Source organism: Luteibacter flocculans (assembly GCF_023612255.1).
GTDB lineage: Bacteria > Pseudomonadota > Gammaproteobacteria > Xanthomonadales > Rhodanobacteraceae > Luteibacter > Luteibacter flocculans.
This window is the reverse complement of sequence record NZ_CP063231.1, coordinates 3,909,883-3,935,135: the sequence shown is the minus strand read 5'-3', so window position 1 is coordinate 3,935,135 and position 25,253 is coordinate 3,909,883. Positions and strand designations below refer to the sequence as shown.

General features: G+C 65.9%; 18 protein-coding genes. 10 read left to right on the top strand and 8 right to left on the bottom strand.

Annotated elements, in window-relative coordinates:
* Window positions 1–333: 333 nt before the first annotated feature.
* A complete protein-coding gene (gene rpmG, locus IM816_RS17085) occupies window positions 334–498 on the bottom strand; it encodes a 50S ribosomal protein L33 (RefSeq protein WP_036109728.1) in 165 nt (54 codons plus the stop codon).
* A gap of 12 nt (window positions 499–510) precedes the next feature.
* The gene (rpmB, locus tag IM816_RS17080) at window positions 511–747 is read right to left on the bottom strand and encodes a 50S ribosomal protein L28 (RefSeq protein ID WP_072322354.1); all 237 of its coding nucleotides are present in this window, start codon (window positions 745–747) and stop codon (window positions 511–513) included.
* 304 nt (window positions 748–1,051) lie between these two features.
* Here rpmB and secB point away from each other — a divergent pair, with 304 nt between their 5' ends.
* The 4 genes from secB to IM816_RS17060 all read left to right on the top strand — a co-directional run bounded on the left by secB (window position 1,052) and on the right by IM816_RS17060 (window position 6,985).
* Window positions 1,052–1,543, top strand: a complete 492-nt coding sequence (secB, locus tag IM816_RS17075) for a protein-export chaperone SecB (RefSeq protein WP_072322355.1) — start codon at window positions 1,052–1,054, stop codon at window positions 1,541–1,543.
* Between the two features lie 3 nt (window positions 1,544–1,546).
* The gene (locus IM816_RS17070; RefSeq protein ID WP_250339004.1) at window positions 1,547–2,584 is read left to right on the top strand and encodes an NAD(P)H-dependent glycerol-3-phosphate dehydrogenase; all 1,038 of its coding nucleotides are present in this window, start codon (window positions 1,547–1,549) and stop codon (window positions 2,582–2,584) included.
* A 124-nt stretch (window positions 2,585–2,708) separates the two neighbouring features.
* Window positions 2,709–5,717 (top strand): DEAD/DEAH box helicase, encoded by a 3,009-nt coding sequence (locus IM816_RS17065; protein WP_250339003.1) that lies wholly within the window; start codon window positions 2,709–2,711, stop codon window positions 5,715–5,717.
* Between the two features lie 173 nt (window positions 5,718–5,890).
* Entirely contained in the window at window positions 5,891–6,985 is a 1,095-nt protein-coding gene (locus IM816_RS17060) for a hypothetical protein (RefSeq protein WP_250339002.1), read from the top strand.
* Window positions 6,986–7,049: 64 nt separating this feature from the next.
* Here IM816_RS17060 and glk read toward each other — a convergent pair whose 3' ends face one another.
* A complete protein-coding gene (gene glk / locus IM816_RS17055; protein WP_072323137.1) occupies window positions 7,050–8,087 on the bottom strand; it encodes a glucokinase in 1,038 nt (345 codons plus the stop codon).
* A 234-nt stretch (window positions 8,088–8,321) separates the two neighbouring features.
* Between glk and IM816_RS17050 the strand changes: the two genes are divergently transcribed.
* The 3 genes from IM816_RS17050 (at window position 8,322) to IM816_RS17040 (ending at window position 12,409) form a co-directional block, all read left to right on the top strand.
* A complete protein-coding gene (locus tag IM816_RS17050; protein WP_250339001.1) occupies window positions 8,322–9,419 on the top strand; it encodes an ABC transporter ATP-binding protein in 1,098 nt (365 codons plus the stop codon).
* Between the two features lie 84 nt (window positions 9,420–9,503).
* Entirely contained in the window at window positions 9,504–10,502 is a 999-nt protein-coding gene (hemB, locus tag IM816_RS17045) for a porphobilinogen synthase (RefSeq protein WP_250339000.1), read from the top strand.
* Between the two features lie 101 nt (window positions 10,503–10,603).
* Complete coding sequence (locus IM816_RS17040; protein ID WP_250338999.1) at window positions 10,604–12,409, top strand: monovalent cation:proton antiporter-2 (CPA2) family protein; 1,806 nt, start codon at window positions 10,604–10,606, stop codon at window positions 12,407–12,409.
* A 21-nt stretch (window positions 12,410–12,430) separates the two neighbouring features.
* On the opposite strand, the gene IM816_RS17035 is transcribed toward IM816_RS17040, so the two are convergent.
* Both IM816_RS17035 and IM816_RS17030 read right to left on the bottom strand, forming a co-directional pair.
* On the bottom strand, window positions 12,431–15,862 hold the full coding sequence (locus tag IM816_RS17035) for an ankyrin repeat domain-containing protein (protein WP_250338998.1): 3,432 nt from the start codon (window positions 15,860–15,862) through the stop codon (window positions 12,431–12,433).
* Window positions 15,863–15,951: 89 nt separating this feature from the next.
* Window positions 15,952–16,254 carry a YcgL domain-containing protein gene (locus IM816_RS17030; protein ID WP_072322368.1) on the bottom strand — a complete coding sequence of 101 codons (303 nt, stop codon included), beginning with the start codon at window positions 16,252–16,254 and terminating at the stop codon, window positions 15,952–15,954.
* A gap of 228 nt (window positions 16,255–16,482) precedes the next feature.
* Between IM816_RS17030 and IM816_RS17025 the strand changes: the two genes are divergently transcribed.
* Complete coding sequence (locus IM816_RS17025) at window positions 16,483–17,910, top strand: OmpP1/FadL family transporter (RefSeq protein ID WP_250338997.1); 1,428 nt, start codon at window positions 16,483–16,485, stop codon at window positions 17,908–17,910.
* Between the two features lie 155 nt (window positions 17,911–18,065).
* Here the strand turns inward: IM816_RS17025 and IM816_RS17020 are convergent, their stop codons facing one another.
* Window positions 18,066–19,436: a glutamate--cysteine ligase gene (locus IM816_RS17020; protein WP_250338996.1), complete on the bottom strand. Its 1,371-nt coding sequence runs from the start codon at window positions 19,434–19,436 to the stop codon at window positions 18,066–18,068.
* Window positions 19,437–19,634: 198 nt separating this feature from the next.
* Here IM816_RS17020 and IM816_RS17015 point away from each other — a divergent pair, with 198 nt between their 5' ends.
* Complete coding sequence (locus IM816_RS17015) at window positions 19,635–20,531, top strand: DUF3800 domain-containing protein (RefSeq protein WP_250338995.1); 897 nt, start codon at window positions 19,635–19,637, stop codon at window positions 20,529–20,531.
* 179 nt (window positions 20,532–20,710) lie between these two features.
* On the opposite strand, the gene rho is transcribed toward IM816_RS17015, so the two are convergent.
* Together rho and trxA are read right to left on the bottom strand one after the other, a co-directional pair.
* Complete coding sequence (rho, locus tag IM816_RS17010) at window positions 20,711–22,513, bottom strand: transcription termination factor Rho (protein WP_250338994.1); 1,803 nt, start codon at window positions 22,511–22,513, stop codon at window positions 20,711–20,713.
* Between the two features lie 159 nt (window positions 22,514–22,672).
* Window positions 22,673–22,999, bottom strand: a complete 327-nt coding sequence (gene trxA, locus IM816_RS17005) for a thioredoxin TrxA (protein ID WP_250338993.1) — start codon at window positions 22,997–22,999, stop codon at window positions 22,673–22,675.
* A 457-nt stretch (window positions 23,000–23,456) separates the two neighbouring features.
* On the opposite strand from trxA, the gene IM816_RS17000 reads away from it, so the two are divergent.
* Window positions 23,457–25,181, top strand: coding sequence for a DEAD/DEAH box helicase (locus IM816_RS17000; RefSeq protein WP_250338992.1), 1,725 nt, complete (start codon window positions 23,457–23,459; stop codon window positions 25,179–25,181).
* Window positions 25,182–25,253: the final 72 nt, after the last annotated feature.

The window sequence follows — 25,253 nt, the reverse complement described above, 5'->3', positions numbered from 1 at the left end:
CGCCGTCGAAAGACGGCGGGGTTTTTTATTGGCTCGTCGCGCATTTCCGGGAAGGATACATGTGGGAGCCGCCATGGCGGCGAGAAGCCAGCGGAGCAGGGTGGGAGCCACCCTGGTGGCGAAAAGCCAACGAAGCGGTGTAGCAGTGAGTCAGGCCCCGATCGCCAGCAGGCTGGCTCCCACCGGCAAGCTTCCCCTCGCCGCCACGGCGGCGAGAAGCCAACGAAGCGGTGTAGCCGGAACCCACATCGCCCAGGCCCCGCATTGGCGATGAACCAAAAAAAAACCCCGCCATCGAGGCGGGGTCCTTCGAAGATCCGAAGCGCTATGCGCTTACTTGATCTTGCCTTCCTTGTATTCGACGTGCTTCCGGACGACGGGGTCGTACTTCATGAAGACCATCTTTTCCGGGGTGTTCTTCTTGTTCTTCGTGGTCGTGTAGAAGTGACCGGTGCCCGCGGTGGAAATCAGGCGGTGCTTATCGCGCTTGCTTGCCATGTCTCGATCTCCTTAGATCTTTTCGCCGCGGGAACGGAGGTCGGCCAGCACGGACTCGATGCCGTTCTTGTCGATGGTGCGCAGCGCGTGGTTGGAAACGCGCAGCTTCACCCAGCGGTTCTCGCTGGCGACCCAGAAGCGACGCTCGTGCAGGTTCGGCAACCAGCGGCGACGGGTCTTGTTGTTCGCGTGCGAGACGTTGTTACCGGTCTGCACACCCTTGTTGGTGACTTGGCATCTACGGGCCATGGTGGCCTCCTTATAGATTCGTTGGACCGCCCTTTGGCCAGGACGGCATCGGCCCAGCAGCGCGCCGATTGACCGGACGCCACGCGATGGCTGGAGGTTGGAGCACTTCCGCCGACAAGGCCCGCATCGCGTGACGGACCTGCCCGACATGTCGGGCTGGCATAGGGAAGCCGGGCATTCTCTCAGAATCTGGCGCGGCGGCGCAAGCCGGACTGTGCGGCGCGCCGGGTTGTGTGAAACAATCCCGGCTTTCGTGCCAGCGGCACGCAGTCAGCCCACACGACGCCTTTTCGAGGACTACGCAATGGCAGAAATCACCGCCAACGGCCAGGCCGGCCAGCCGCAGCTCATGCTGCAGAAGATCTACGTGAAGGACGCCTCCTTCGAGGCGCCGAACGCCCCGCAGGTGTTCCAGGAAATGGGTGAGACCGAGGCGCAGCCGCAGGTCCAGCTCAACCTCGGCCACAAGGCCGTGGACCTGGGCAACGATCTCTTCGAGGTTGTCCTCAGCCTGACCCTCACCTGCAACCTCGGCGAGCGCACGGCCTATCTGGCCGAAGTGCACCAGGCGGGCATCTTCGGCATCGCCGGCTTCACCGGCGACGACCGCGACGGCATCCTGGGTTCCTATTGCCCGAACCTGCTGTTCCCGTACGCGCGCCAGATGGTCTCGTCGATGATCCAGGAGGGTGGTTTCCCGCCGTTCCTGCTCCAGCCGATCAACTTCGACGCCCTCTACGCCGAACAGCAGCGCCAGCAGCTTGAAGGCGCAGGTGCCCATCCGCTCAATAGCTGAGCGATGAGCGCCACGTCCCGACCCACCGTCGCCGTTCTCGGCGCCGGGTCATGGGGTACCGCGCTGGCAGCCTTGCTGGCGCGTAATGACGTTCCCACGCGCCTGTGGGGACGTGACGCCGACGCCCTGGCCGCCATGGCCGCGGCGCGGCGCAATCTGCGCTACCTGCCGGACCTCGATCTCCCGCGCGAGCTGACCTACGAAGCGGACCTCGCCACCGTGCTTCGCTGTGCCGATATCGTGCTGCTGGTGGTGCCGAGCCACGCCTTCGCGGCGCTGCTCGACCAGATCGTGCCGCTGCTCGAACCGCATACCCGCGTGTCCTGGGCGACCAAGGGCTTCGAGACCGGTACCGGCCGCTTCCTGCACGAGCTGGTCAACGAGAAGCTTCCGGGGCGGGCCGCCGCCGTGGTCACCGGCCCGTCGTTCGCCCGTGAGGTCACAGCCGGCCTGCCCAGTGCCGTCACCGTGCATGCCACGGACGAGGCGTTCGGGAAGGAACTGGCGGTTCTGCTGCACGCCCCCAACTTCCGCGCCTACACCGGGCACGACATCCTCGGCGCGGAACTCGGTGGCGCGATGAAGAACGTGCTTGCCGTTGCGACCGGCGTGGCCGACGGCATGGAGCTGGGCCTCAACGCCCGTGCCGGCCTGATCACCCGCGGTATGAACGAGATGCTGCGCCTCGGGGTCGCTCTTGGTGCCCGGCCGGAAACGCTCATGGGCCTCGCCGGCCTCGGCGACCTCGTGCTCACCTGCACGGGCGACCTCTCGCGCAACCGCCGTCTGGGCCTTGCCCTGGGGCGCGGTGTCCCGCTGGAGGAGGCCGTGCGCCAGATCGGCCAGGTGGTGGAAAGCGTGGTCACGGCGGACGAGGTGGCCCGCCTGGCGGATTTCCACGGGCTCGACCTGCCCATTTCGTTCGGTGTCCGTGCCGTGCTGCACGGCGAGGTCACGCCGGAGGAAGGCTTGCGCACCCTGATGGGGCGTGAGCAGAAGGCCGAATACCCGGTCGATCTGTTCCCCAACCGGCCCGTCTGACGCCGCTTGATGGCGTCACCCGGCTCGCTGAACCGGGCCGGTCCATGGGGTAAAAGTCCTACGGGTTCCCGATCCCGCCTTTGCTAAGCTTCCTGTTTTGGTCGCGCGGGCGGGATCGATAGGGATGCATCAACCGGACGACAAGCGCAGGCGGGACGACGCCGCGGGGACCCTGCCCCAGGCGTGGCGCCGCGTCCTCGCCGAGCCCGCCGCAAGCGCCGTCGCCGAGCGCAGCGTGCTGGGCTTCTTCCTCGAGGGCGTGAACGACGACCACGAGCCGGCCGCGCATCTCGACGTCGCCCCCGTCCTGCTCACGGTGAGCCCCGAGGGGCGCTACTCCCGACCCTTGCCGCTGGATAGCCGGCACCTTCCCGACGTCTCGTTGACCGTCGCCGAGAAGCGACTGGCCGCCACGCTGCTCGGCCTGCCGCAGACCCTGCGCAAGAGTCGCAGCTACGCCCGCTTCACCGGCGCGCTGGGCGACCAGCTGCTCGCGGAGATCCTCGACACCGCACCCTGTTTCTTCGGCGGCGTGGCCGGCCTGCAGCTGTCGCGCGGCAAGCCGCATCCGCTGCGCTGGCGCTGGAACCTCGAGAAGGATGGCAGCCAGAAGCTGCTCCCCGACGTGCCCGCCAGCCAGCGCCTGTTCCGTGTGGGCTCGCTGTGGTTCCTCGACGCAGAGCACGCGGAGGTTGGGCCGCTCGAAGCTGCTCCCGAAGAAAGCGCCTGGCTCGATCTTCCGCCGCTGCCGCCGGAAAGCACCGCAGCGTTCCGCGCGGAACTGGACGCGGCACGCATGGGGCCACGCGTTCCTGCGCCGCAGATGCTCGGCGAGATGAAGCGTGCGGAGGTCTCGCCGCGGCCGGTGCTCGTGCTGCATGCCCTGACGCGGCATGCGCGGCTGGCCGCAGGCACCCCGCCCCTGGCGTATGGCCGGTTGGCCTTCGACTACGCGGGTGAACGTCTGCCCGGTCGCGGCGGCGAACCGCTCGTCCGTCGCGTGCGCAACGGGGCGCTGCTCGAGATCAGCCGGCGCCGCGCCGAAGAACTGGCCTCGATGGAAAACCTCGAGTCGGTCGGCCTCAACCCCGCCGTCGATACCGAGGGCCTCCCCTGGGACATGGCCGATACGCTGCCCGACGACGCCTGGCTGTTTCCCGGCAAGGGTTATGCGGGCGCGCTCGAAGTGAACACGCCGGCTCGCTGGCTCGCGCTGCGGCCGAAGCTTGAGGCCGATGGCTTCGTGCTCGAATACGCGCCGAGCTTTCCGTTCGAGGTGCTCGAAGGGCCTGTTCGTTGGTACGGCCAGGCCCATGAAGACGACGCCGATCGCGCCTTCGATCTCGAAATCGGTATCGAAGTGGAAGGCCGCCGGGTGAACCTGCTTCCGGCGGTCGCGCAGGCCCTGGCCGAGCACCAGCTCAGCCTCAGCCCCACGCCCGGCGAAGCGGAAGACTCCGTGTGGTACGCCCCTGTGGACGAGCGCCGCCGCGTGCCCGTGCGCTTGAAGGAGCTGCGCGGGCTGCTCGCGCCGCTGGCGGAATACCTCGAAAAGCCACGGCAGCAATTGCATCTTCCGCGTGTCCAGGCGGGCCGGTTGGAAGAGCTGGCCCAGGCGCTGCCGAGCGGTGGGTCGTTCGAGGCGCCCGAACGCCTCCGCGGATTCACGCGGCGCCTGCGCGAAGCCGCGGAACGCGCGAGCGACGCCGTGCCCGAAGGGCTGCATGCCGAGCTTCGTGGTTATCAGCGCGACGGCCTGCGCTGGATGAACGCACTCGCGGAGGCCGGCACCGGTGGCGTGCTCGCCGACGATATGGGCCTCGGCAAGACGTTGCAGCTCATCACGCACCTTCTCGCGCTGAAGGAGAGCGGCAACCTCACGTCGCCCGCGTTGGTGGTCGTGCCGACGAGCCTCGTGCCCAACTGGATTTCCGAGGTGGCGCGCTTTGCCCCCGGCCTGACGCTGCTCGCCCTGCACGGCCCGCAGCGCGCGGAGACGTTCACCCGTATTCCCGAACACGACGTCATCCTCACGACCTACGCGCTGCTGCCGCGCGATGTGGAGACGTTGCGCAAACAGGCGTTCTCGCTGGTCGTGCTCGACGAGGCTCAGCAGGTCAAGAACCCGCGCACGCAGGCGCGCCGTGCGCTGCTCGCGATGAAGGTGCCGCGTTGCCTGTGCCTTACCGGCACGCCGCTGGAAAATCACCTGGGCGAACTGTGGTCGCAGCTCGATCTTGCGGTGCCCGGCCTGCTCGGTGACGAAGGCGCCTTCCGCCGGCACTACCGGCTACCGATCGAGAAACACCAGGACTACGACTGCCAGGATCGGCTCAACCGTCGCATCGCACCGTTCATCCTGCGTCGTACGAAGGCGCAGGTAGCTTCCGAACTGCCGGCGAAGACGGAAATCACCCGACGCGTGGTGATGGAGGCGAAGCAGCGCGATCTCTATGAAAGCCTGCGCCTCTCGCTTGCTGAGGAACTGCGCGAGGTCATCGCGCAACGTGGCATCGCACACAGCGGCATCGTGGTGCTCGATGCGCTGCTCAAGCTGCGCCAGGTGTGCTGCGATCCGCGTCTGGTGAAACTCGAAGCGGCGCGCGGTGTACGCGACTCGGCCAAGTTCGAGCTGCTGATGGACATGCTTCCCGCGTTGCTTGCCGAAGGCCGCCGTGTGCTGCTCTTCAGTCAGTTCACCGAGATGTTGAAGCTCATCGCGGTCGAGCTCGATCGCCGCCGCATCAGCTACGTCACGCTGACCGGCGAGACGCGCGATCGTGCCGAACCGGTGCGACGCTTCCAGGACGGCGAGGTGCCTCTCTTCCTGCTGTCGTTGAAGGCGGGCGGCGTGGGCCTCAACCTCACCAGCGCCGATACCGTCATCCATTACGATCCGTGGTGGAATCCTGCCGCCGAGGCGCAGGCCAGCGATCGCGCGCATCGCATCGGACAGGACAAGCCGGTGTTCGTCTATCGGTTGATTACGGCCGGCACCGTGGAAGAACGCATCGAGGAACTGAAAGCGCGCAAGGCCGAACTGGCCGATGCGGTACTCGAAGGCGGTGGCAGCCGCGAACGCCTCAGCTTCGACGAAAGCGATCTCGACGCGCTGCTTGCGCCGCCAGCTTGAAGTGCCGCAAAGGGTGATCGGTATCTCGTTTTGCGGGATCCCTTGATGTCTGGATCAGATTCTCAAGACAGAGCGGCCGTTCGCTGACGATCATTGGGGTGCGCGCCCTATGGCGTGCGTGCGGCACCGATGGTGCCGCGCTCATTCAATGGAGTCATTCGCGAATGAATCGCATGGTGGCCGCGAGCATGCTCGCGATTTTTTCAGGGCTGCCCTTGGCAGCACAGGCTCAATTCGTCGGAACGTGTACAAGCGAGTTTCCCGTCCCGCCGCCGAGGGTCAGCACGGGGCTCGGCGAGGGCGTCGACGATCTGGTGCATAGCGCCTATCCCCTGCAATGGCGCACGAAGAAGGTCGTGGACGATGGCTGGACGATGCGCTACGGAAGCGCATCTGCCACCGAAAAGGATAAGCAGATCATCACGATCGTCAGCGGGCAGACCGATTCGTATGGCACCTCGCACGTCGCGCATGAGGTCGGACATGCGACAATTACGTTTCGGGAAAACCTCTCATCTCGGGAAGCCTATATCCGAAGCCGATGCACCGACGAAGGATTCGCGCTTGGCGTGAACATTGCGTCGCGCCGCTCGATCAAGCAATGCGTTGGTGTGGATACCGGCGTGGTGACGGCCGATGTGCCGTACTTCGTCGCGTGGTACGAAGCCATGGCGGCGGATCCGCCTATCCTCTACGGAGATTTCGGTTACGCCTTTTGCGAACGAAACACCGAGTCGATCTCCGGAAAGAACTATCTCGATTACTACGGCGATTGGTACGACGCCCATTATCTGGCCATCGCACCGCCGTCGCGGTTCGATCCGGAGCCGTTCTTCAAACATGTGGAGTCGCTAGGCACCCATGCGGCTGAAGGCATCGAGGTGCTGCGAGCACACTGGCCCGCAGGAGACGCGCTGACTCAATCCAAGGACTTTGCCAACAGTTGGGTGGCGGGACCGGCTTCACTGGTGGATGGCATCGACGTGACGGACTCGGAGTTCCGCACGGCGCGAGACGACGCATCGCGCCTCATTCTCGCGACCATGGCGACCGCCGGACCGTGCGTGAGCTTGGAAGCCGTGCGATCCCGTTATCCGTCGGCCATCATGACCGACGCGCCTCGATCGGCTTCTCCGGACGCCCGCGCCGTATGGTCGATCTACGGCCCCGCGGGCGAAATCGCCTTCGGTTTCTCGTATGCCAACCCGAAATGCGTGTCCCGCGTCACGGTCAAGCCCGGCGTCTTTCCGCCCTCCTGGCTGCTCTGAGGCATGAAACGAAGATGCCCGGCATGTGCCGGGCATCTTTTGTATTGCGGACTCGCGGATAGGCTCAGCGACGCAGCGGCGAGCCGCCTGCTTCGACGATCGCCAGGGCGGCGCCGCCGACCAGACCCGGCTCCGGGTTCATGATTGCCTGGGTGGGCACGTTTTCCATGGTGTCGCGGAAACGGCCCTTGGCCTCGAAGCGCTCGCGGAAATTGCCCTGCTGAATCCACGGCAGCAGCACCGGAATCATGCCGCCGGTGAGGTAGACGCCGTCCCACGCGCCGAGCGTAAGCACCAGGTCGCCCGCTACGCTGCCGAAGATGCCGGCGAACGTCTCGACCGCGCGCGAGCACATCGCGCAGGTGCCGTCCTTCGCACGCTTGGTGATGTCTTCCGGCGTGATCGCCTCGTCCGGCTTCTGACCGGAGATCTCGCAGATGGCCGTGTACAGGTTCACGAGCCCCGCGCCGCAGATCAATCGCTCGTTGGAGACGCGGCCGTAACGCAGATTGAGCACCTTGAGGATCTCGATGTCCTCGGCCGTGTGCGCGGCAAAGCCGGCGTGGCCGCCTTCGGTCTGCAACACGCTGACCTTGTCGCCGCGAATCAGCAGGCCGCCGACGCCGAGGCCGGTGCCCGGACCGACGACCACGAAGGTCTGCTCTTCCTTGGCGCCGATAACGGGAATGGCCGGCTTGCCGACTTGCACGAGTTCGGTATGGCCCTGATCGTCCACGGTCTTTTCGGGACTCATGAGCATCACCGCCATCGACTGGGCGGCGAAATCGTTCACCAGGTGAACCCATTCCAGGTTGAGTTCCTTCGCCAGGCTCTTCGCGGAGATCGCCCACGGGTTGTTGGTGACCTTCACCGTCTCGCCGTTGTCGATGCGGCCGGCGGCGGCGATGATCGCGCGCTGCGCCTCGTGGCCGGTTTCCTTGAAGTACTGCCTCGCCGCGTCGCCGAGCGATGCGTAGTCCTTGACGTGGTAGCGCCGGATGCTCTCGCTGATCAGCGGCTGGTCTTCATCCGGGTGTGCAATGCCGAAGCGCACGTTGGTGCCGCCGAGATCGGCGAGCAGGGTCGGCGCCGGGGCGCTCACGTTGGCCATGTTGGGGAAACCTGTCGTGTCACGGAAGCCGTCAAGGGTGCCTCGCGGGCGCGCTCGCGTCTAGTGAAGGCGTGTCGCGGTATGTTTTTGCGAGGTGGGGGACCGCAGGGGGTGGATCAGCCGCGCGGCACTTTCACGTAAACGATTACGTCGGCAGAATACCGTATTGCCCGTGGCAATGGCAGGCACGGCCTGACCGCCCCGGGTCCAACGAGAGGGTATGTAATGGCAGCGGTCGGCCTCGATAAGGTGCGCAAGGTTTACCCCAACGGGCACGTTGCCCTGAAGGAGGCGAGCTTCGAGATCGCCGACGGCGAGCTGCTGGTGCTCGTAGGTCCTTCCGGGTGCGGCAAGACCACGCTTCTGCGCATGATCGCGGGCCTGGAATCGATCTCGGGCGGCACGATGACTATCGGCGGTCGCGTGGTGAACGACGTGGCGCCGAAGGATCGCGACATCGCGATGGTCTTCCAGAACTACGCGCTCTATCCGCACATGACCGTGCGCGAGAACCTGGGCTTCGGCCTGCGGCTGCGCGGGGTGGCAAAGGAGGAGATCGATCGTCGCGTGGCCGACGCTTCCGACATGCTTGGCCTGGACGAGCGCCTCGACCACCGTCCCGCGGCACTCTCCGGCGGACAGCGGCAACGCGTGGCGCTTGGCCGCGCCCTGGTTCGCGATCCGGCGGTCTTCCTGCTTGACGAGCCACTGTCCAATCTCGACGCCAAGCTGCGACTGTCCACGCGCGTCGAAATCGCGCGCATCCACCGTCGGCTCGGCGCCACGATGGTTTACGTGACCCACGATCAGATCGAAGCCATGACGCTCGGTCAACGCATCGTGGTGCTGAACGGCGGCGAGATCCAGCAGCTCGACACGCCGATGAATCTGTACAACAAGCCTGCCAACCTGTTCGTGGCGGGCTTCCTCGGCAGCCCCGCCATGAACCTGTTCCACGGCACGCTGCGTCGTGCCGACGGGCTGCAGGTGGAAACCAAGCAAGGCACCATCGCGCTCGGCACCGAAGCGCCTGGACTCGCCGCTTACATCGACCGGCCCATCATCGTGGGCATCCGTCCGGAGGATCTGCTCAGCGTGGCCGATCATGCCGGGATCGCGGAGCGCCTGCGTGCGCACGTGGACGTGGTGGAGCCGGTGGGTAACGAGGTCTTTCTCAACATGCGCCTGGGCAGCGAAGAGCTTGTCGCGCGCGTGCCACCCCATTCCACGGTGCAGCCGGGAAGCGAGGTTGCTTTCGGTTTCCATGCCGAGCGCCTGCATTTCTTCGATCCGGAAACCACGGCCCGCATCATCGCGGACTGAGGTCCCCCCCTGCGGCGCTTTGCCCACCGGGAGCGCCGCAGAGCGGAGTAAAATGGCTGGATCGCCCACGTACAGGCTCGTCCCATGACCTTTCCCGCCGTTCGTATGCGCCGCATGCGCCGCGATGCGTTCTCTCGCGCGCTGATGCGCGAGACCGTGCTCACCGCTTCCGACCTGATCATGGTGGCCTTCGTGGTCGACGGCGAAGGCGTGCGACAGCCGGTACCGTCGATGCCCGGCGTCGAGCGTCTCTCGATCGATGAGCTGGTGAAGCTCGGCGAGCAGTGCGTGACCCTGGGCATTCCGGCGCTGGCGCTGTTCCCCTCGGTCGATGGCTCGGTGAAGACCGATGACGCGCGCGAGGCCTGGAATCCGGATGGCTTGTTCCAGCGCGCCACGCGCGAGCTGAAGCGTCGTTTTCCGGAGTTGGGCCTCATCGGCGACGTGGCGCTCGATCCGTACACCACGCATGGACAGGACGGCCTGATCGATGACGCCGGCTACGTCATGAACGAGCCGACCATCGAGGCGCTGATCAAGATGTCGCTGGCGCAGGCCGATGCTGGCATGGATTTCGTCGCGCCCTCGGACATGATGGACGGCCGCATTGGCGCCATTCGTGACGCCCTGGAGGATGCCGGCCACATCCATACCCGCATCCTGGCCTATTCGGCCAAATATGCGTCCAGCTTCTATGGGCCGTTCCGCGATGCGGTCGGTTCTTCGGCCAACCTCGGCAAGGGCAACAAGCACACCTACCAGATGGACGTCGGCAACAGCGACGAAGCCCTGCGCGAGGTGGAGCTGGATCTCGCCGAAGGCGCCGACGCCGTGATGGTGAAGCCCGGGCTGCCCTACCTGGACATCGTGCGTCGCGTGAAGGAAACCTTTGGCGCGCCGACGTTTGTCTACCAGGTGAGCGGCGAGTACGCCATGATCAAGGCGGCCGTGCAGAATGGCTGGCTGGACGAGAAGGCTGTCGTGCTGGAATCGCTGCTGGCGATGAAGCGGGCAGGCGCCGATGCGATCCTCACTTACTTCGCCCTCGACGTGGCCCGCTGGCTGAGCGAGCCCACGCGATAGCGGCAACATGCGATGCCGGCGGCATCGTCAAACGCCGCCGAAATCGCCAAAACCCATGCGTCCCCGCGTGACATAATCCGGCAGACACATAGGGAGCCGGGATGGACGGGCATCATTTTCTTGAGACGGCGGTCGTCTTCCTGCTGGCGACGGTGGTCGCCGTTCCCCTGACGAAACGTTTCCGCCTCGGCGCGGTGCTCGGCTACCTGTTGGCGGGCGTGGTGATCGGGCCGTCCGTACTCGGCCTGGTCAGCGATACCGCGGGTGTCGCCACGATCTCCGATTTCGGCGTCGTGCTGATGCTGTTCGTGATCGGCCTCGAACTGTCGCCGTCGCGCCTGTGGGTCATGCGCCGCGCGGTCTTCGGCAGCGGCAGCCTGCAAGTGTTGAGTTGCGCGCTGGCGCTCGGCGTCACGGGTTACTTCCTGTTCGGTCTCACCTGGAAGGCTGCCGTCATCGTCGGCGGCAGTCTCGCGCTCTCTTCCACGGCCTTCGGCTTGCAGATCCTTGCCGAGCGGAAGGAGGCGGGCTCGGTCTACGGCCGTCAGGCGTTCGCAATCCTGCTGTTCCAGGACCTGGCAGCTATTCCCCTGATCGCCGCCGTTCCGCTGCTCGGCGGCGCGCTCGCGCGTGACGCACACGCGCCCGACCTGACGAGCGTGCTCCGCGTCGTCGGCACGATCTTCGCGGTGATTGTCGGCGGGCGGTTGCTGCTGCGTCACGTGTTCCGTTTCGTCGCGCGCGCCAAGAGCACGGAAGTCTTCACCGCCACGGCCCTGCTGGTGGTGATGGGTACCGCGTGGCTCATGGAACTCGCTGGCATTTCGACCACGCTGGGCGCGTTCCTCGCCGGCCTGCTGCTGGCCGACTCGGAATATCGCCACGAACTCGAATCCAACATCGAACCGTTCAAGGGGCTGCTGCTGGGCTTGTTCTTCGTCAGCGTGGGCATGTCCGTCGACCTCGCCATGCTGGTCGAGAAGCCCTTGCTGGTGCTGGGGATGGTCGCTTTGCTGCTGGCGATCAAGGCCGCGCTGATCCTGCCCCTTGGCCGCTTGGTGGGATCGCTCGGCACGGCGGATTCGGTGCGCCTCGCGGCCTTGCTTGCATGCGGTGGCGAGTTCGCTTTCGTCATTCTCAACCTTGCGCAGCAGAATCGCCTGATCGACGGCGACCAGCGCGGCCTGATGGTGATGGCGATCTCGCTGTCGATGGCGCTGACACCCGTACTGGTGCTGCTGGCTTCCCGTCTCATGCGCGAGCGCGTGAAGAAGCCCGATCGTGCATTCGACGAGATCGAGACGGATACGCCGCGCGTCATCATCGCAGGCTTCGGTCGCATGGGTCAGATCGTGGCGCGCGTGCTGCGCGCGCAGGGCATCCAGTTCGTCGCCCTGGAAAGCTCGGTGGAGCAGGTGGAAACCTCGCGCCGCTTCGGGGGCACCTCGCTCTTCTTCGGCGATCCTGCGCGCCCTGAAATGCTGCGCGCGGCGCAGGCGGACAAGGCCGAGGTCTTCGTCATTGCCACCGACGATCCGGAAGCCAATCTGCGCACGGCGCGGCTGGTGCGCAGGCAGTATCCGCACCTGAAGATCGTGGCCCGCGCACGCAACCGCCAGCACGCGTTCCGCTTGATGGATATCGGCGTGGAAGACCCGGTGCGCGAGACGTTCTATTCCAGCCTGGAAATGACGCGCAATGTGCTGGAGTCGCTGGACATGCCGGCGGACGTCGCGCAGAGCCGCATCGACCGTTTCCGCAAGCACGACGAGCAGGTGCTGCGAGCCCAGTACCTCGTCTACGACGACGAGACGGCACTCGTGCAGAGCACAAAGGAAGCGCTGCACGATCTGCAGCAGCTCTTCGAGGCCGACCTGGCGGAAGAGCGCGAGCGCGGCAACGCGTAAGGCCTGTTCAGACCCTGGTGATCAGTCCGGCTGCGCAGGCTGACGCAAGGTCTGCCTGACGCTCGGGATTGCACCGACGCGCGTGCCCAGCTCGTGGGCGATGTCGACATAGCCAAGATGTCGCGCCACGTCGCCCGCCGTGCGGCCGAACGCGTCCGCGGCATTGCGGTTGGCTCCGCGATTCAGCAGCACGCGTGCGGGCGCCAGCAGCGCATGCATGGCGCATGCGTGCAGTGCGCTGACGCCGCGGTGATCGGCGTGCTCCAACACCGCACCGGCATCCAGCAGGACAGGCACGAGCGCGCCGAGATGCGTGGCATCGGCACCCGTGCCCGGACGCATGTGCGCGCCGAGCAGGATAAGCAGCGGCGTGACGCCATCCTTGTCCGCCTTGTTCACGTCGGCGCCCTTGCGGATCACAGCGTCCAGCAGGCGCCGGGCGCGCAGGCTGTCGCTGCTTCCGAAGCAGTACTGCGCGGCGGCGTGCAGGGCGGTGTGACCGTGCGCATCTTCCGCCGCGGCATCGGCGCCTGCGGCCAGCAGCACGTCGACGATCTCGGGATAGCCGAGTGCCGCAGCGATCATCAGCGCGGTGGTTTCCCCCGGCAGGCGTTGATCGACCGCCACGCCACGCGCGAGCAGCAATTCGACGACGGTGTCGCGGCGTGCGTTCACCGCAGCGGCGAGCGGGGTGACGCCGGACGCGGCGGTGAGGGTCGGATCGGCGCCAGCTTCGAGGAGGCGCTCGGCGACGTCGCGCTTGCCCGCGCCTGCGGCACGCAGCAGCGCGGTGGCACCCTGATGGTCGCGGGCGTCTACGGCGAAACCCAGTTCCAGCAGCCGCTCGACGGCGTTCACGTCGCCCGCCGCGGCGGCGGCAGGCAGGTCCTCCGCGCGCAATGCGCGGCGTGGCAGCGACCACGACGACCAGCTCAGCCAGCGCTCCACGTCGCCATGGCCGATGCCCAGCCCGTAAGGCGTCTCGCCGTTGACGTCCGCCGCTTCCGGATCGGCACCATGGGCGACGAGCAGGCGAACCAGCGGCAGGCTGTCACCACCTTGTTCCAGCGCGGCATGCAGGGGCGTGCGGCCGCCTGTGTCGCGAACGTTCGGGTCCATGCCGCGGGTGAGCAGGGCCGCAAGAAGGGCGGCTCTGCCGGTGGCGGCAGCCATGTGTACCGGCGTGCGACCGCGGGCGTCGGCACCGAACGGATCGGCGCCCGCTTCGAGCATCGCCAGGGTCAGCCGCTCGTCTGCACCTTCGAGGCGGCAGATCGCCTGTCCCAGCAGCCCGGTTCCCGCGGGCGTGGCGCCCGCGCGCATCAACTGAAGCAGGGCGTCGGCGGACTGCGGCAACTGCGGCAGCAGCGCGTCGAACAGGCGTCGGCCGAGCGCACTTTCGTCCTCGCTCGTCGGCGGGGTCAGGCGCGCTTCTGCCGGCAGCCCATGATCGAGCAGCCAGGCGCGCGCTGCTTCGCCGCCGGGGCCGGCAAGGTCGACATACAGCGCAGCGAGTTCGTGAGCGGGCCATTCGCGCACCTTTGTGGCGAAGGTCGACGCCACGGCCCAGTGCCCGAAACGCAGCGCGTCGTACAGGTGTTGCGGTGAATCCGCGCCGGCTTCGGGTACCACCGATTCGCTGAGCGAGGCCGGCAACGGCGTCTCCGGATCGAGCAGCGCGACGAAGTCCCAGCGTCCCGCGGCAGCGGCGTGATCGAGCGCGCTGCGTCCATCGGCGGCGGGCTCCTTCGGCTGCGCGCCCAGCGTGAGCAAGGCCCGCACCGTGGCGACCTGGGCGCGCGGTGACTGGCAGGCGAGGGTGAGCGCGTCACGCCCATGGCTGTCGCGAGGCGAGGCGTCGGCATGCACGTCGGCCAGCAGCTGCACGATGCCGTGTGCTCCTGCGCGCGCCGCCTCCATGAGCGCCGTGGTGCCATGGCGATCGGCGATGTTCGGCTGGGCGTTGGCCTGCAGGAGGGCACGCACGATCTGCTCGTGACCTTCGGCCGCCGCGGCGATCAGTGCGGTGCGCCCCTGGGTGTCCGTCGCGTTCACGGGGGCCTTGTAGCGGAGCAGCACCTTCACGCCTTCGCTGTCGTCATCGGGAATGCCGGCCGCCGCGACCAGGGCGGGCTCGCCGCCGACCGGCGCCGGCTTGGCGCCGTGTTCGAGAAGGAAGCGCGCGAGAGTCCAGTTGGCCGCGCGGCAGGCAATGACCAGCGGCGTGTCGCCTGCATGGTTCACCGCGTCGACGGGAGCGCCGGCATCCAGCAGCATCGCTGCCACGGTCGGTTCCGCGCTCAGCACGGCGCCATGCAGCGGCGTGTTGCCTTCGGCGTCGGTACCGGCTGCGTTGGCGCCGTTGGTGAGCAAGGTGAGCACCGCCTCGGGGCGACCGTGCCAACTGTCGCGACTGGCGGCAAGCAGGGCGGTCATGCCGTTGTGCACGCGATCGACCTTGGCGCCCTTGGCGATCAACGCACGCAGCAGTCGGGTATCGGGCGCCAATGCGGCGAGGGTGAGCACGGGGCGCTGATCGCGGTCACCCGTTTCGGCCGCCGTATTCGGATCCGCGCCTGCTTCGACCAGTGCCACCGCACGCGCGATGTCACCGGCACGCGTCGCCGCCAGCAGTTCGCGTTCGCGCACGCCCGGCTGGCTTTCTTCGGTACTGAGCACGGGGATCGGTGGGCGCGGCACATCCGCCGGGTCCAGCGCGGGCTCGCGCCGTGGTTCCGTGCGCGGCGTGCGGATGTTTCCGCGGCGGTCGCAGAGCAGCGCGCGCAGCGTACGGTTGGCAATGACCATGCATCCCAGGGGCAGCAGCACGACCGCATAGACACCCAGGGCCGCGACGCGCATCTCTGCGGGCAGTACGCCGTAGAGCCCCGACAGTGCCACGGCACAGAAGGCGAGGACGAGGAGGCCCAGCGACGCCGGAAGGAAGTGAGAGAAGAACCGTTCCTCGGCCGAGAGGTGCCGGCCGAAGCTGATCGAGCGCGCCATGGCGGTAAAGATCCAGGAACCGTTGCCGCTCTGCGCCGGATACGCGTCGTCCCAGACGAAAACCAGTCCGAACGCCGGCCACACCCGCCACAACGCCGCGAGGGCGACCACCAGCGTCGCGGCAAGGAGCAATGCCGCACCCAGGCTAGGCGTCTGGGTCAGCTTGAGCAGGGGCCAGGCGACCAGGACGAAGACCGCGAACGTGTAGGCCGTGAACATCACCACGTGCGCCGCACCGCGCCTCAGCACCGTGCGCACGTAGGTCGACTCCGGGTCGAAGCCGATCGCGTGACACACGGCGCCCATCGCCAGCGCGTTGGCGAACAACAGCGGAATAAGCGCCAGCGGGGAGGCGATGAAGCCTGCGCAGGCGACCGCCGCGAGGGCGGGAAGGAACCAGGGCAGCGCTTTGATCAGCGACGGTCGACGACGTTTGGGATTGGCCATGCGCAGGAGTATACGGAGCGAATACCGCCTACGCGGTAACGCCGCGTTAACTCAGGTTGCACGTTCGACGCACGCGCAGGGCGCGTGTGTCAGCTGCGCGCGAGCGTCTGCGTCGGGTCGATCTCATGATTGTGGTTGGGCTGGTTGCAGACGCTGAGTGTCTCGTTCGACGGGGTCTGCAAATGCCACCCCTGCTCGGCGAGATTGGCGAGCACGCGCTCGGTGTCTTCCTGCGGCAGCTTGCGCTGAGGCGTCAGCTCCACTTCGAGTACGAAGCGGAGTTCGCCCAGCAGGAGCAGAAGCGTCTCGGGCAGAAGATCGAAGGCCTCACGGCGGGGAAGCCATACGTAGGTGTCGGGCTTGCGCTGGCTGGCGTAGACGAAGCAGTGCATGACGGCAGGTCTCGCTGACGGCGTGGTAGTCCAACTTACCAAATGCGCGACGCGAAGTGAGTCATTGCGCCTGAGGCCATTTCAGCTTTGTTGCAGTTGCACTTGCAAATTCCTCGTCAACTCGTCCAGAGTTCCCACCGAGATTGTTAAACGCGCGTATGAAAAGGGGAAACTTTTCAGGTTTCCGCGCGTGAAATCCCCAGCAGAACAAGAAAGCAGGAGCCCCAAATGCAGAAGCTGAACCTTTCGACCCGGCCGCTGGCCGTCGCCGCCCTCTCGCTGGCCATCGCCGGCGCGCTGGTGGCTCCCCAGGCCGCTCAGGCCAGCGCCTTCCAGTTGAAGGAAAACAGCGCCAAGGCGCTCGGTCGCGCCTTCGCCGGTTCGGCGGCTGCGGGCGACGACGCTTCGGTGATCGTCAACAACCCGGCGGCGATGAGCCTGCTCCAGGGCAACGTGTTCCAGGCCGACGTCACCGGCATCAACTTCAGCACCAAGTTCCACGGCACCGCGACCGACGCGCAGGGTCGTCCGATCAGTGGCGGCAATGGCGGCGACGCGGGCACGACCATTCCGGTCCCGGCCCTGTACTTCGCTTCCAAGGTTGGCGATCGCTGGCATCTGGGCCTCGGCCTGACCGCCCCGTTCGGTTTCAAGACCGAATACGACTCCGATTGGAAGGGCCGCTACAACGCCGTCAAGTCGGACTTCAAGTCGTTTGATGCCACGCTGTCGGCCTCGTTCGACGTCACCGACGACTTCGCCGTCGGTGTCAGCGCCATCGCGCAGAAGACCAGCGCAGAGCTGACCAGCGCCATCAACTACAACACCGTGGGCCTGGGTCTCATCCAGCGCGCCGCGGCAGCCGGCCAGATTTCGCCGGCCGTAGCCCGCGCCCTCGCGACGCAGTACGCCACCGTCGTGCCGCCGGGCAGCGATGGCTACGCGAAGATCAAGGGTGACGACTGGGCCTATGGCTGGCAGGTCGGCGGTATCTGGAAGCTGACGCCGAACGATCGCATCGCGCTCAACTACCGCAGCAAGATCAGCCACACGCTGGAAGGCACCGGCAACTTCACGATGCCGACGAACGTCTCGGCCGTGCTGTCGAACCCGACCGTCGGCGCCCTGCTGGGCAGCGGCCAGCCGCCGTTCACCCACACCAACGGCAGCGCCGGCTTCACCACGCCCGCGATCGCCACCGCCAGCTTCTGGCACCAGGATCAGAAGTTCGGTCTCGGCTTCGACCTGTCGTGGACCAAGTGGGATTCGTTCAAGGACCTCACGGTCAACTACTCGAACCCGAACCAGCCGTCCACCACCGAGGCATACAACTGGCGTAACAGCTGGTTCGCTTCGGTCGGCGGCGAGTACTACGTCAACGACAAGCTGACCCTGCGTGGCGGTGTGGCCGTCGACAGCACGCCGACGTACGACGACACCCGCTCGCCGCGCGTGCCGGACTCGACCCGCAAGTGGCTGGCCTTCGGTATCGGCTACAAGGCCACCGATCGCTTCGAGATCAACGCTGGTTACGCTCACATCTTCGTGAACAAGGCTCACATCGGCGGCGTGTCCGATGCGACGGCCGATCGCCTCGTGGGCGAGAGCGACGACAAGGGCAACCTGCTGAGCGTCTCGGCCAAGTACCAGTTCTGATCGCTTCCGCGATCGACTGATCGGTCCATGAAACCTCCCTGGAAACAGGGAGGTTTTTTCTTTTGGTGGAGACAAGACGCGAGGCGAGTGACGCGCGCCTTCGTCACCTCGCGTGCGGTGAAGGGCGGGCGCGTTCCGGCGTGCGTTAAGAAAGGTCAGTAGGCGTAGTCGCGGAAGACCGGATCGACGCTGCCGTTCCACTCACCGTGGAAGAGTTCGAGCTTCACGTCCGCCTGAGTCTTGCCCGACAGCGCGATTTCCATCAGCGGTTCGAGATAGATGGATTCATCCGCGCCGCGACTGCTGAGGCGGTTGCGCCGCTTGAGGCCGGCATCCGAGATCTTGAGTGCCTCGATCGCGAGATCCTGCACGGTGTGATTGCGGAACGGCAGGGCCAGTGCGTGTTCCGGTACGCCGTCGCGCAGCGCGTGGCGCTCGGCTGTGCTGAAATCCTTGACCAGATCCCAGGCGGCGTCGAGCGCCGTGTCGTCGTAGAGCAGGCCGACCCAGAAGGCGGGCAGTGCGCACAGCGAATTCCAGGTGCTCGTATCGGCGCCGCGCATTTCGAGGTACTGCTTGAGCCGGACCTCGGGGAAGGCGGTGGTGAGGTGGTCCGCCCAATCGGTCATGGACGGCTTCACGCCCGGCAGTGCTGCCAGCTCGCCACGCATGAAGGCCTTGAAGTCCTGGCCGGCCAAGTCAAGGTACTTGCCGTCGCGATAGCTGAAGTACATCGGCACGTCGAGGATGTAATCGACGTAGCGCTCGTAGCCGAAGCCATCCTCGAAAACAAAGTCGAGCATGCCGGTGCGGTGGGGATCCGTATCGGTCCAGACATGCGAGCGGTAGGACTTGTAGCCGTTCGGCTTGCCCTCGGTGAAGGGCGAGTTGGCGAACAGCGCCGTGGCGATGGGCTGCAGGGCGAGGGCTACGCGGAATTTCTTCACCATGTCGGCTTCGCTCGAGTAATCGAGGTTGACCTGGACGGTGCAGGTGCGAGTCATCATGTCCAGGCCGAGCGAGCCGACCTTGGGCATGTACTCGCGCATGATCTTGTAGCGGCCCTTGGGCATCCACGGCATCTGGTCGCGGCGCCATTTCGGCTGGAAGCCCATACCGAGGAAACCGATGCCGAATTCCTCGGCAACGGAGCGCACTTCCTTGAGGTGATTGGTGACCTCGTCGCAGGTCTGGTGGATCGTCTCTAGCGGCGCACCCGAGAGTTCGAGCTGGCCGGCGGGTTCGAGCGTGATGTTGGCCTTGCCCTTGGTCAACGCGACGGGCGTGTCACCTTCGCGCGCGATGTCCCAATCAAAGCGCGATGCCAGTCCCTCGAGGATCGCGCGAATCCCCGGACGGTCGCCTTCGAAGGGCGGTGGGGTCAGGTCGTCGCCGTAGAAACCGAACTTCTCGTGTTCCGTGCCAATGCGCCAGTCAGAGCGAGGCTTCTCGCCTTTGGCGAGATAGGCGGCCAGATCGTGGCGGTCGCCGATGGGCGTGCTCTTGGCGGCGCTGGGAATGGACACGGACTTTCCTTGACGTTTGGGCTCTGGGCCGGTTGCGCCTCACATGGGGGCGCGCTGACGCCGGGAAAAGGTGCATGCCGGCAAGGAAGCGTAGCAAATGTGCTGGATCACGACGCGTTTTCGCGTCAGGTCACATGAAAGCTATGATCCACCGAAGGAAAGCTGCCGCGGCGGTAGCCCGCATTGAGTCAGGACGACATGACGCAACGGAAAGAAGATCGTTTCAAGGATGGGGAAGATCGAGCGGAAGGCCAATTCGATCTGCCATTTGCATCGCCGTCCACGCGCCCAGAAGTCGCGCCGTTACCTACCGTCCCGCTGATCCAGCGCAGCCACTATGTGATCTACGTCGACGAGAGCGGTGACCACGGGCTCGAAGCGGTTGATCCGAATTATCCCGTGTTCGCTCTCGCATTCTGCGTCTTTCACAAGGGGCATTATGCGGAGCGCGTCGTGCCTGCCATCGAGATGTTCAAGTTCAAGCACTTCGGACATGACACGGTGATATTGCACGAGCACGACATTCGCAAGGAAAAAGGTGAGTTTCGCTTCATCGACCGCGAGCACAAGGAAGCGTTCCTTGATGAACTCACGGGAATTATCGACAGCAGCAACTTCATTCTCATCAGTTGCGTCATCGACAAGGCTCGTCTGCGCGAGCGATCTCAATGGGGTAGCAACCCCTATCACCTAGCGCTTGGATTCTGCCTGGAGACGCTCTTCGAACTCGTCGGTGAAAAAGGGCAGGAATGCTTGCCGACGCATGTGGTCGTGGAATGCCGAGGAAAGAAAGAGGATAGGGATCTCGAGCTTGAGTTTCGCCGGATTTGCGATGGCGCCAATCGGTGGGGCAAGCAGCTTCCGTTCGTGATCGTGTTCGCCGACAAGAAGACCAACTCTTCTGGGCTGCAGCTTGCTGACCTGGTCGCGCGGCCGATAGGTCTTTCCGTGTTGAAACCTGATCGGCCGAACCGGGCGTTCGACGTTCTGCGAAGCAAATTCTTTTGTAAGGGAGGGCGCCGACGTGTTGGCGTAGATTTCGAGGGGTGGGGATTGAAAATTTTCCCGCACCCAGAAAGCGAAAAGCCCCGGTGATCACACCGAGGCCATGACGCCGACCGGGGTCTCCCAGTCCACTTAGGGGCTACTCTAAAAGTTAAGAGGCCTAAACTCAACAGCCGATTCTGAGCCTCAGATCCGGCTTTTGCCTCACGCTTTCGATCGACAGGTGGGAAAGAGGCCGCTTGGCTGGCCCCTTTCCGGCACCCGCGAGGTCAGCGCTTCATCGAGTTGAAGAACTCGTCGTTGGACTTGGTGTTCTTCATCTTGTCGAGCATGAACTCCATAGCGGCGAGTTCGTCCATCGGGTGGAGGAGCTTGCGCAGGATCCAGATCTTGGCGAGCAGGTCCGGGTCGATCAGGAGGTCTTCGCGGCGGGTGCCCGAACGGTTGATGTCGATCGCCGGGTAGACGCGCTTCTCGGAGATACGACGGGACAGGTGCACTTCCATGTTGCCGGTGCCCTTGAACTCCTCGTAGATCACCTCGTCCATCTTGGAGCCGGTATCGGTCAGCGCCGTAGCGATGATCGTGAGGCTGCCGCCTTCCTCGACGTTGCGCGCGGCGCCGAAGAAACGCTTCGGGCGCTGGAGTGCGTTGGCGTCGACACCACCGGTGAGTACCTTGCCCGAGCTCGGCACCACGGTGTTGTAGGCGCGAGCGAGGCGGGTGATCGAATCGAGCAGGATCACCACGTCCTTCTTGTGCTCGACCAGGCGCTTGGCGCGCTCGATCACCATCTCGGCGACCTGCACGTGACGCACGGCGGGCTCGTCGAAGGTGGAGCTGATGACTTCGGCACGGACGGTGCGGGCGATTTCGGTGACTTCTTCCGGGCGTTCGTCGATCAACAGCATGATCAGATGGACGTCCGGATGGTTGTACTGGATGGCCTGCGCGATGTTCTGCAGCATCATCGTCTTACCCGATTTCGGCTGGGAGACGATGAGGCCACGCTGCCCTCGGCCGATCGGCGCCACCAGGTCGAGGATGCGACCGGTGATGTCTTCGGTGGAACCGTTGCCGCGTTCCAGCTTGAACGCCTTGCGCGGGAACAGCGGGGTCAGGTTCTCGAACAGCAGCTTGTTCTTCGACGCTTCCGGCGGGTCGCCGTTGATGTCGTCGACCTTGAGCATGGCGAAGTAACGCTCGCCTTCCTTCGGATGGCGGACGCGTCCGGTGATGTAGTCGCCGGTGCGCAGGTTGAAGCGGCGGATCTGGCTGGGCGACACGTAGATGTCGTCCGGACCGGCGAGATAGGACTCGTCGGCCGAGCGCAGGAAGCCGAAACCGTCCTGCAGGATCTCGAGCACGCCTTCCGCCCAGATGCCGCCCCCAGAGCGCGCATGAGCCTTGAGGATGTTGAAGACCACATCCTGCTTGCGCTGGCGGGCCACGCCTTCGCGGACACCGAGCGACTCGGCGAACTCAAGCAACTGGATGGAGTTCTTGCGCTTGAGTTCGGTGAGGTTGATCAGGCGGTCGTTGCTGCCTGCGTCGGCGTTCTCGTCGTCGTCGACGGGGTAGCCGTTGTTGTTGCGCGGGTGCTGGTAGTTGCCGCCGCCGTTGCCGTTTCCGCCACCACCGCCACCCGGGCGCTGCTGCTGGTTGCGTTCGTTCCGGCGCCGCCGGCCGCGGCCTTCGCGATCGTTACGGTCGTTGCGGTCATTACGGTTGTTCTGCTGCGGGTTCGGGTTCTCGCCGCGAGCCTGCGGCTGGCCGGGCTGGTGGCCCCCCTGCGGCTGGCCCTGCTGGCCCTGATCCCGGCCTTCGGCCTGCTGCTGTGCGGGTGCCGGACGGGAATCGCCCGACGGCGCATTGCCCAACTGCAACTCAGCCTGAGGGGCCGGAGAAGGTGCAGGGGCAGGCTTGGCGGGAGCCGGCACCGGAGCGCTCGTCTCGACCGCGGGGGTCTCGGGGGCAGGTGCCTTGCGGCGGCCGCGCGGACGGGCTTCGGTCGCAGGCTGATCGCCGGCGCCCTTGGCGTCGATGGAATCTTTGGTTTCGATATCGGACACGGGCAAACCTCACGGGGCGCCGTTGGAAGAAAAGAGGGAGAGGGTTCGCAGCGTGGGGGACAAGCGGTGTCCCGGCGAACTCCTAGAGCCTAGCATCGCGTGAGGCGCGGCGTAAAGCGCCTCACGCGGCGGCATAAGAGAGGAACGTGAAGCGAACCGTCAGATCGACTTGTCGATGAACTCGGCGAGCACGCCCTTGTTCACGGCACCGATCTGAGTGCCGGCGACCTTGCCGTCCTTGAAGACCATCAGGGTCGGGATGCCGCGGATGCCGAATGTACGCGGCGTCTGCTGGTTCTCGTCGATGTTGATCTTGACGATCTTCACCTTGCCCTCGTACTCGTGGGCAAGCTGTTCGAGCGCGGGAGCGATGGCTTTGCAGGGACCGCACCATTCCGCCCAGAAATCGAGCAGGACGGGGGTATCGGATTCAAGCACGTCCTTCGAAAAGGCAGCGTCGCTCGTGTGGGTGATCTTGTCGCTCACCGTGGTCTCCAGGGAGGGGTAGAAGGGGGTTGACGACCGTGACGCTGGCATCGGCTACACTAAGGAGCCCCGTGTCACGGGTCCAACCGGAACCGAAGGTCTTGGCCATTGCAGCCGGCGGCCCTCATTCCAACCCAACTCGGGGCGCGATTCAAGCGATTCAAGGGCGCCGACGGATCGGTTCTCGTTGACATAGGTGAACAGGCTCCGGCCGTTCATGATCCGTCCGCCGCCAGATTTCGGCGAGCTTTTTCACCTATGCCAGCGGGAACCGTCGGGTCGCGCGCCGCCGCCTCCGGCCACCGTGCGCCGGGCGCGTCGTGCGGCCCCCGGCTGACAACCGGTCGCCCTTCGACTCTCCCGTGACGCCCGCCGGATCACCCACCGCCCCAGGCCATACACGCCCATGGGGCGCCGCCGCTCACCCGCGGCGCGCCAGTCCAGGTCCTTCAACTCCATGTCCCAAACCGTTCTCACCGACGTCTTCTACGAAAACCTCGATCTCCACCCGCTGCTTCACCAAGGCCTCGCCGCTGCCGGCATCACGCGCTGCACGCCCATCCAGGCGTTGACCCTTCCGGTGGCGCTGGCGGGGCGCGACGTCGCCGGCCAGGCCCAGACGGGCACCGGCAAGACCTTCGCCTTCCTCGTCGCGCTGATGGATCGCCTGCTCAAGCACCCGGCCCAGCCCGACCGCAAGGATTCCGATCCCCGTGCCCTGGTCATCGCGCCCACGCGCGAGCTGGCGATCCAGATCGAGAAGGACTTCCAGGCCATCGGCAAGGCCACCGGCCTGCGCAGCGCGCTCATCTACGGCGGCGTCGACTACGACAAGCAGCGTCAGCAGCTTCGCGATGGCTGCGACATCATCATCGCCACGCCGGGCCGCCTGCTCGACTACTACAAGCAGGACGTGTTCGGCTTCGGCAGCGTCGAGGTCATGGTCATCGACGAGGCGGACCGCATGTTCGACCTCGGCTTCATCAAGGACGTCCGCTTCATCTTCCGTCGCCTCCCGGCGCGCGAGAAGCGGCAGGTGCTGCTGTTCTCCGCCACCTTGAGCCACCGCGTGCTGGAGCTGGCTTACGAGCACATGCACGAAGCCGAGAAGCTCGTGGTGGAAACGGACAACATCACCGCCGACCGCGTGCGCCAGGTCGTCTACTTCCCGTCGAAGGAAGAAAAGATGCCGCTGCTGTTCAACCTGCTCGAAGAGAGCAAGGCCGAGCGCAGCATCATCTTCGTCAACACCAAGGCCGCCGCCGAGCGGATCACGGATCGCCTGAAGCGACACAACTTCCGCGTCGGCGCCATCTCCGGCGACGTGCCGCAGGTGAAGCGCCAGAAGCTGTTGCAGCGCTTCCAGGAGGGCCAGATCGACCTCCTGGTGGCCACCGACGTCGCTGCCCGCGGCCTGCACATCCCGGCCGTTAGCCACGTCTTCAACTACGACCTGCCGCAGGATGCGGAAGACTACGTCCACCGCATCGGCCGCACCGCGCGCCTCGGCGCCGAGGGCGACGCGATCAGCTTCGCCTGCGATCTCTACGCCATGGGCCTTCCGGACATCGAGGCCTACATCAACCAGAAGATTCCCACCGCGTCGATCGAGGCGAAGATGCTGGTGATGCCGGCGCCGCGGCCCCGCGCCGATGGCGTGCAGGACGAGGTCGACGACCCGAACGATACCGGCGGTCACGTGCCGACCCGTGGCGCACCGCCCGAGAAGGGCGGTCGTGGCGGTTCGCGTACCGGTAGTCGTTCGGGCGAGCGCTCCGGCGGCCGCGAGCGCCGTCCGCGCCCGCCGCGCGAAGATCGTCCGGCTGCCTCACCGACCGAAGTGCCGGTGAAGACGGTGGTAGTGGCCGAGACCGTGGCCGACTTGCCGGCTGCTGCGGAAGCGATGGCCGACGCCTCGGCGCCGAAGAAGCGCCGTCGCCGTCGCGGCGGACGGGGCCGCGGTACCGGCGAGGGCGCAGACGCCTCCGGCAACAACGGCGCCCCGCGCGCCGAGAAGGCCGCCACGCCACGCGCCGCGGACGGCCAGAACGGTGCGACGCGTCGCCCGTCGCGCCAGGTGACCGCCACGCGTCCGGCACCTTCTCCTGCGCCGGCCGCCGCACCGCCGAAGGAGAAGGTCGGTTTGCTGCGTCGTATCGGTCGCTTGTTCGGCGGTCGATGATCCAGCGGCAGTTGTAGGAGCCGCCATGGCGGCGAGGGGAGCTTGCCGGTGGGAGGCCAGCCTGCTGGCGAT

What these genes read in the sequence shown, in the direction of transcription:
- rpmG (WP_036109728.1), bottom strand. Translation starts at nt 498, where the DNA reads ATGGCAAGCAAGCGCGATAAGCACCGCCTGATTTCCACCGCGGGCACC.
- rpmB (WP_072322354.1), bottom strand. Translation starts at nt 747, where the DNA reads ATGGCCCGTAGATGCCAAGTCACCAACAAGGGTGTGCAGACCGGTAAC.
- secB (WP_072322355.1), top strand. Translation starts at nt 1,052, where the DNA reads ATGGCAGAAATCACCGCCAACGGCCAGGCCGGCCAGCCGCAGCTCATG.
- IM816_RS17070 (WP_250339004.1), top strand. Translation starts at nt 1,547, where the DNA reads ATGAGCGCCACGTCCCGACCCACCGTCGCCGTTCTCGGCGCCGGGTCA.
- IM816_RS17065 (WP_250339003.1), top strand. Translation starts at nt 2,709, where the DNA reads ATGCATCAACCGGACGACAAGCGCAGGCGGGACGACGCCGCGGGGACC.
- IM816_RS17060 (WP_250339002.1), top strand. Translation starts at nt 5,891, where the DNA reads ATGGTGGCCGCGAGCATGCTCGCGATTTTTTCAGGGCTGCCCTTGGCA.
- IM816_RS17050 (WP_250339001.1), top strand. Translation starts at nt 8,322, where the DNA reads ATGGCAGCGGTCGGCCTCGATAAGGTGCGCAAGGTTTACCCCAACGGG.
- hemB (WP_250339000.1), top strand. Translation starts at nt 9,504, where the DNA reads ATGACCTTTCCCGCCGTTCGTATGCGCCGCATGCGCCGCGATGCGTTC.
- IM816_RS17040 (WP_250338999.1), top strand. Translation starts at nt 10,604, where the DNA reads ATGGACGGGCATCATTTTCTTGAGACGGCGGTCGTCTTCCTGCTGGCG.
- IM816_RS17035 (WP_250338998.1), bottom strand. Translation starts at nt 15,862, where the DNA reads ATGGCCAATCCCAAACGTCGTCGACCGTCGCTGATCAAAGCGCTGCCC.
- IM816_RS17030 (WP_072322368.1), bottom strand. Translation starts at nt 16,254, where the DNA reads ATGCACTGCTTCGTCTACGCCAGCCAGCGCAAGCCCGACACCTACGTA.
- IM816_RS17025 (WP_250338997.1), top strand. Translation starts at nt 16,483, where the DNA reads ATGCAGAAGCTGAACCTTTCGACCCGGCCGCTGGCCGTCGCCGCCCTC.
- IM816_RS17015 (WP_250338995.1), top strand. Translation starts at nt 19,635, where the DNA reads ATGACGCAACGGAAAGAAGATCGTTTCAAGGATGGGGAAGATCGAGCG.
- IM816_RS17000 (WP_250338992.1), top strand. Translation starts at nt 23,457, where the DNA reads ATGTCCCAAACCGTTCTCACCGACGTCTTCTACGAAAACCTCGATCTC.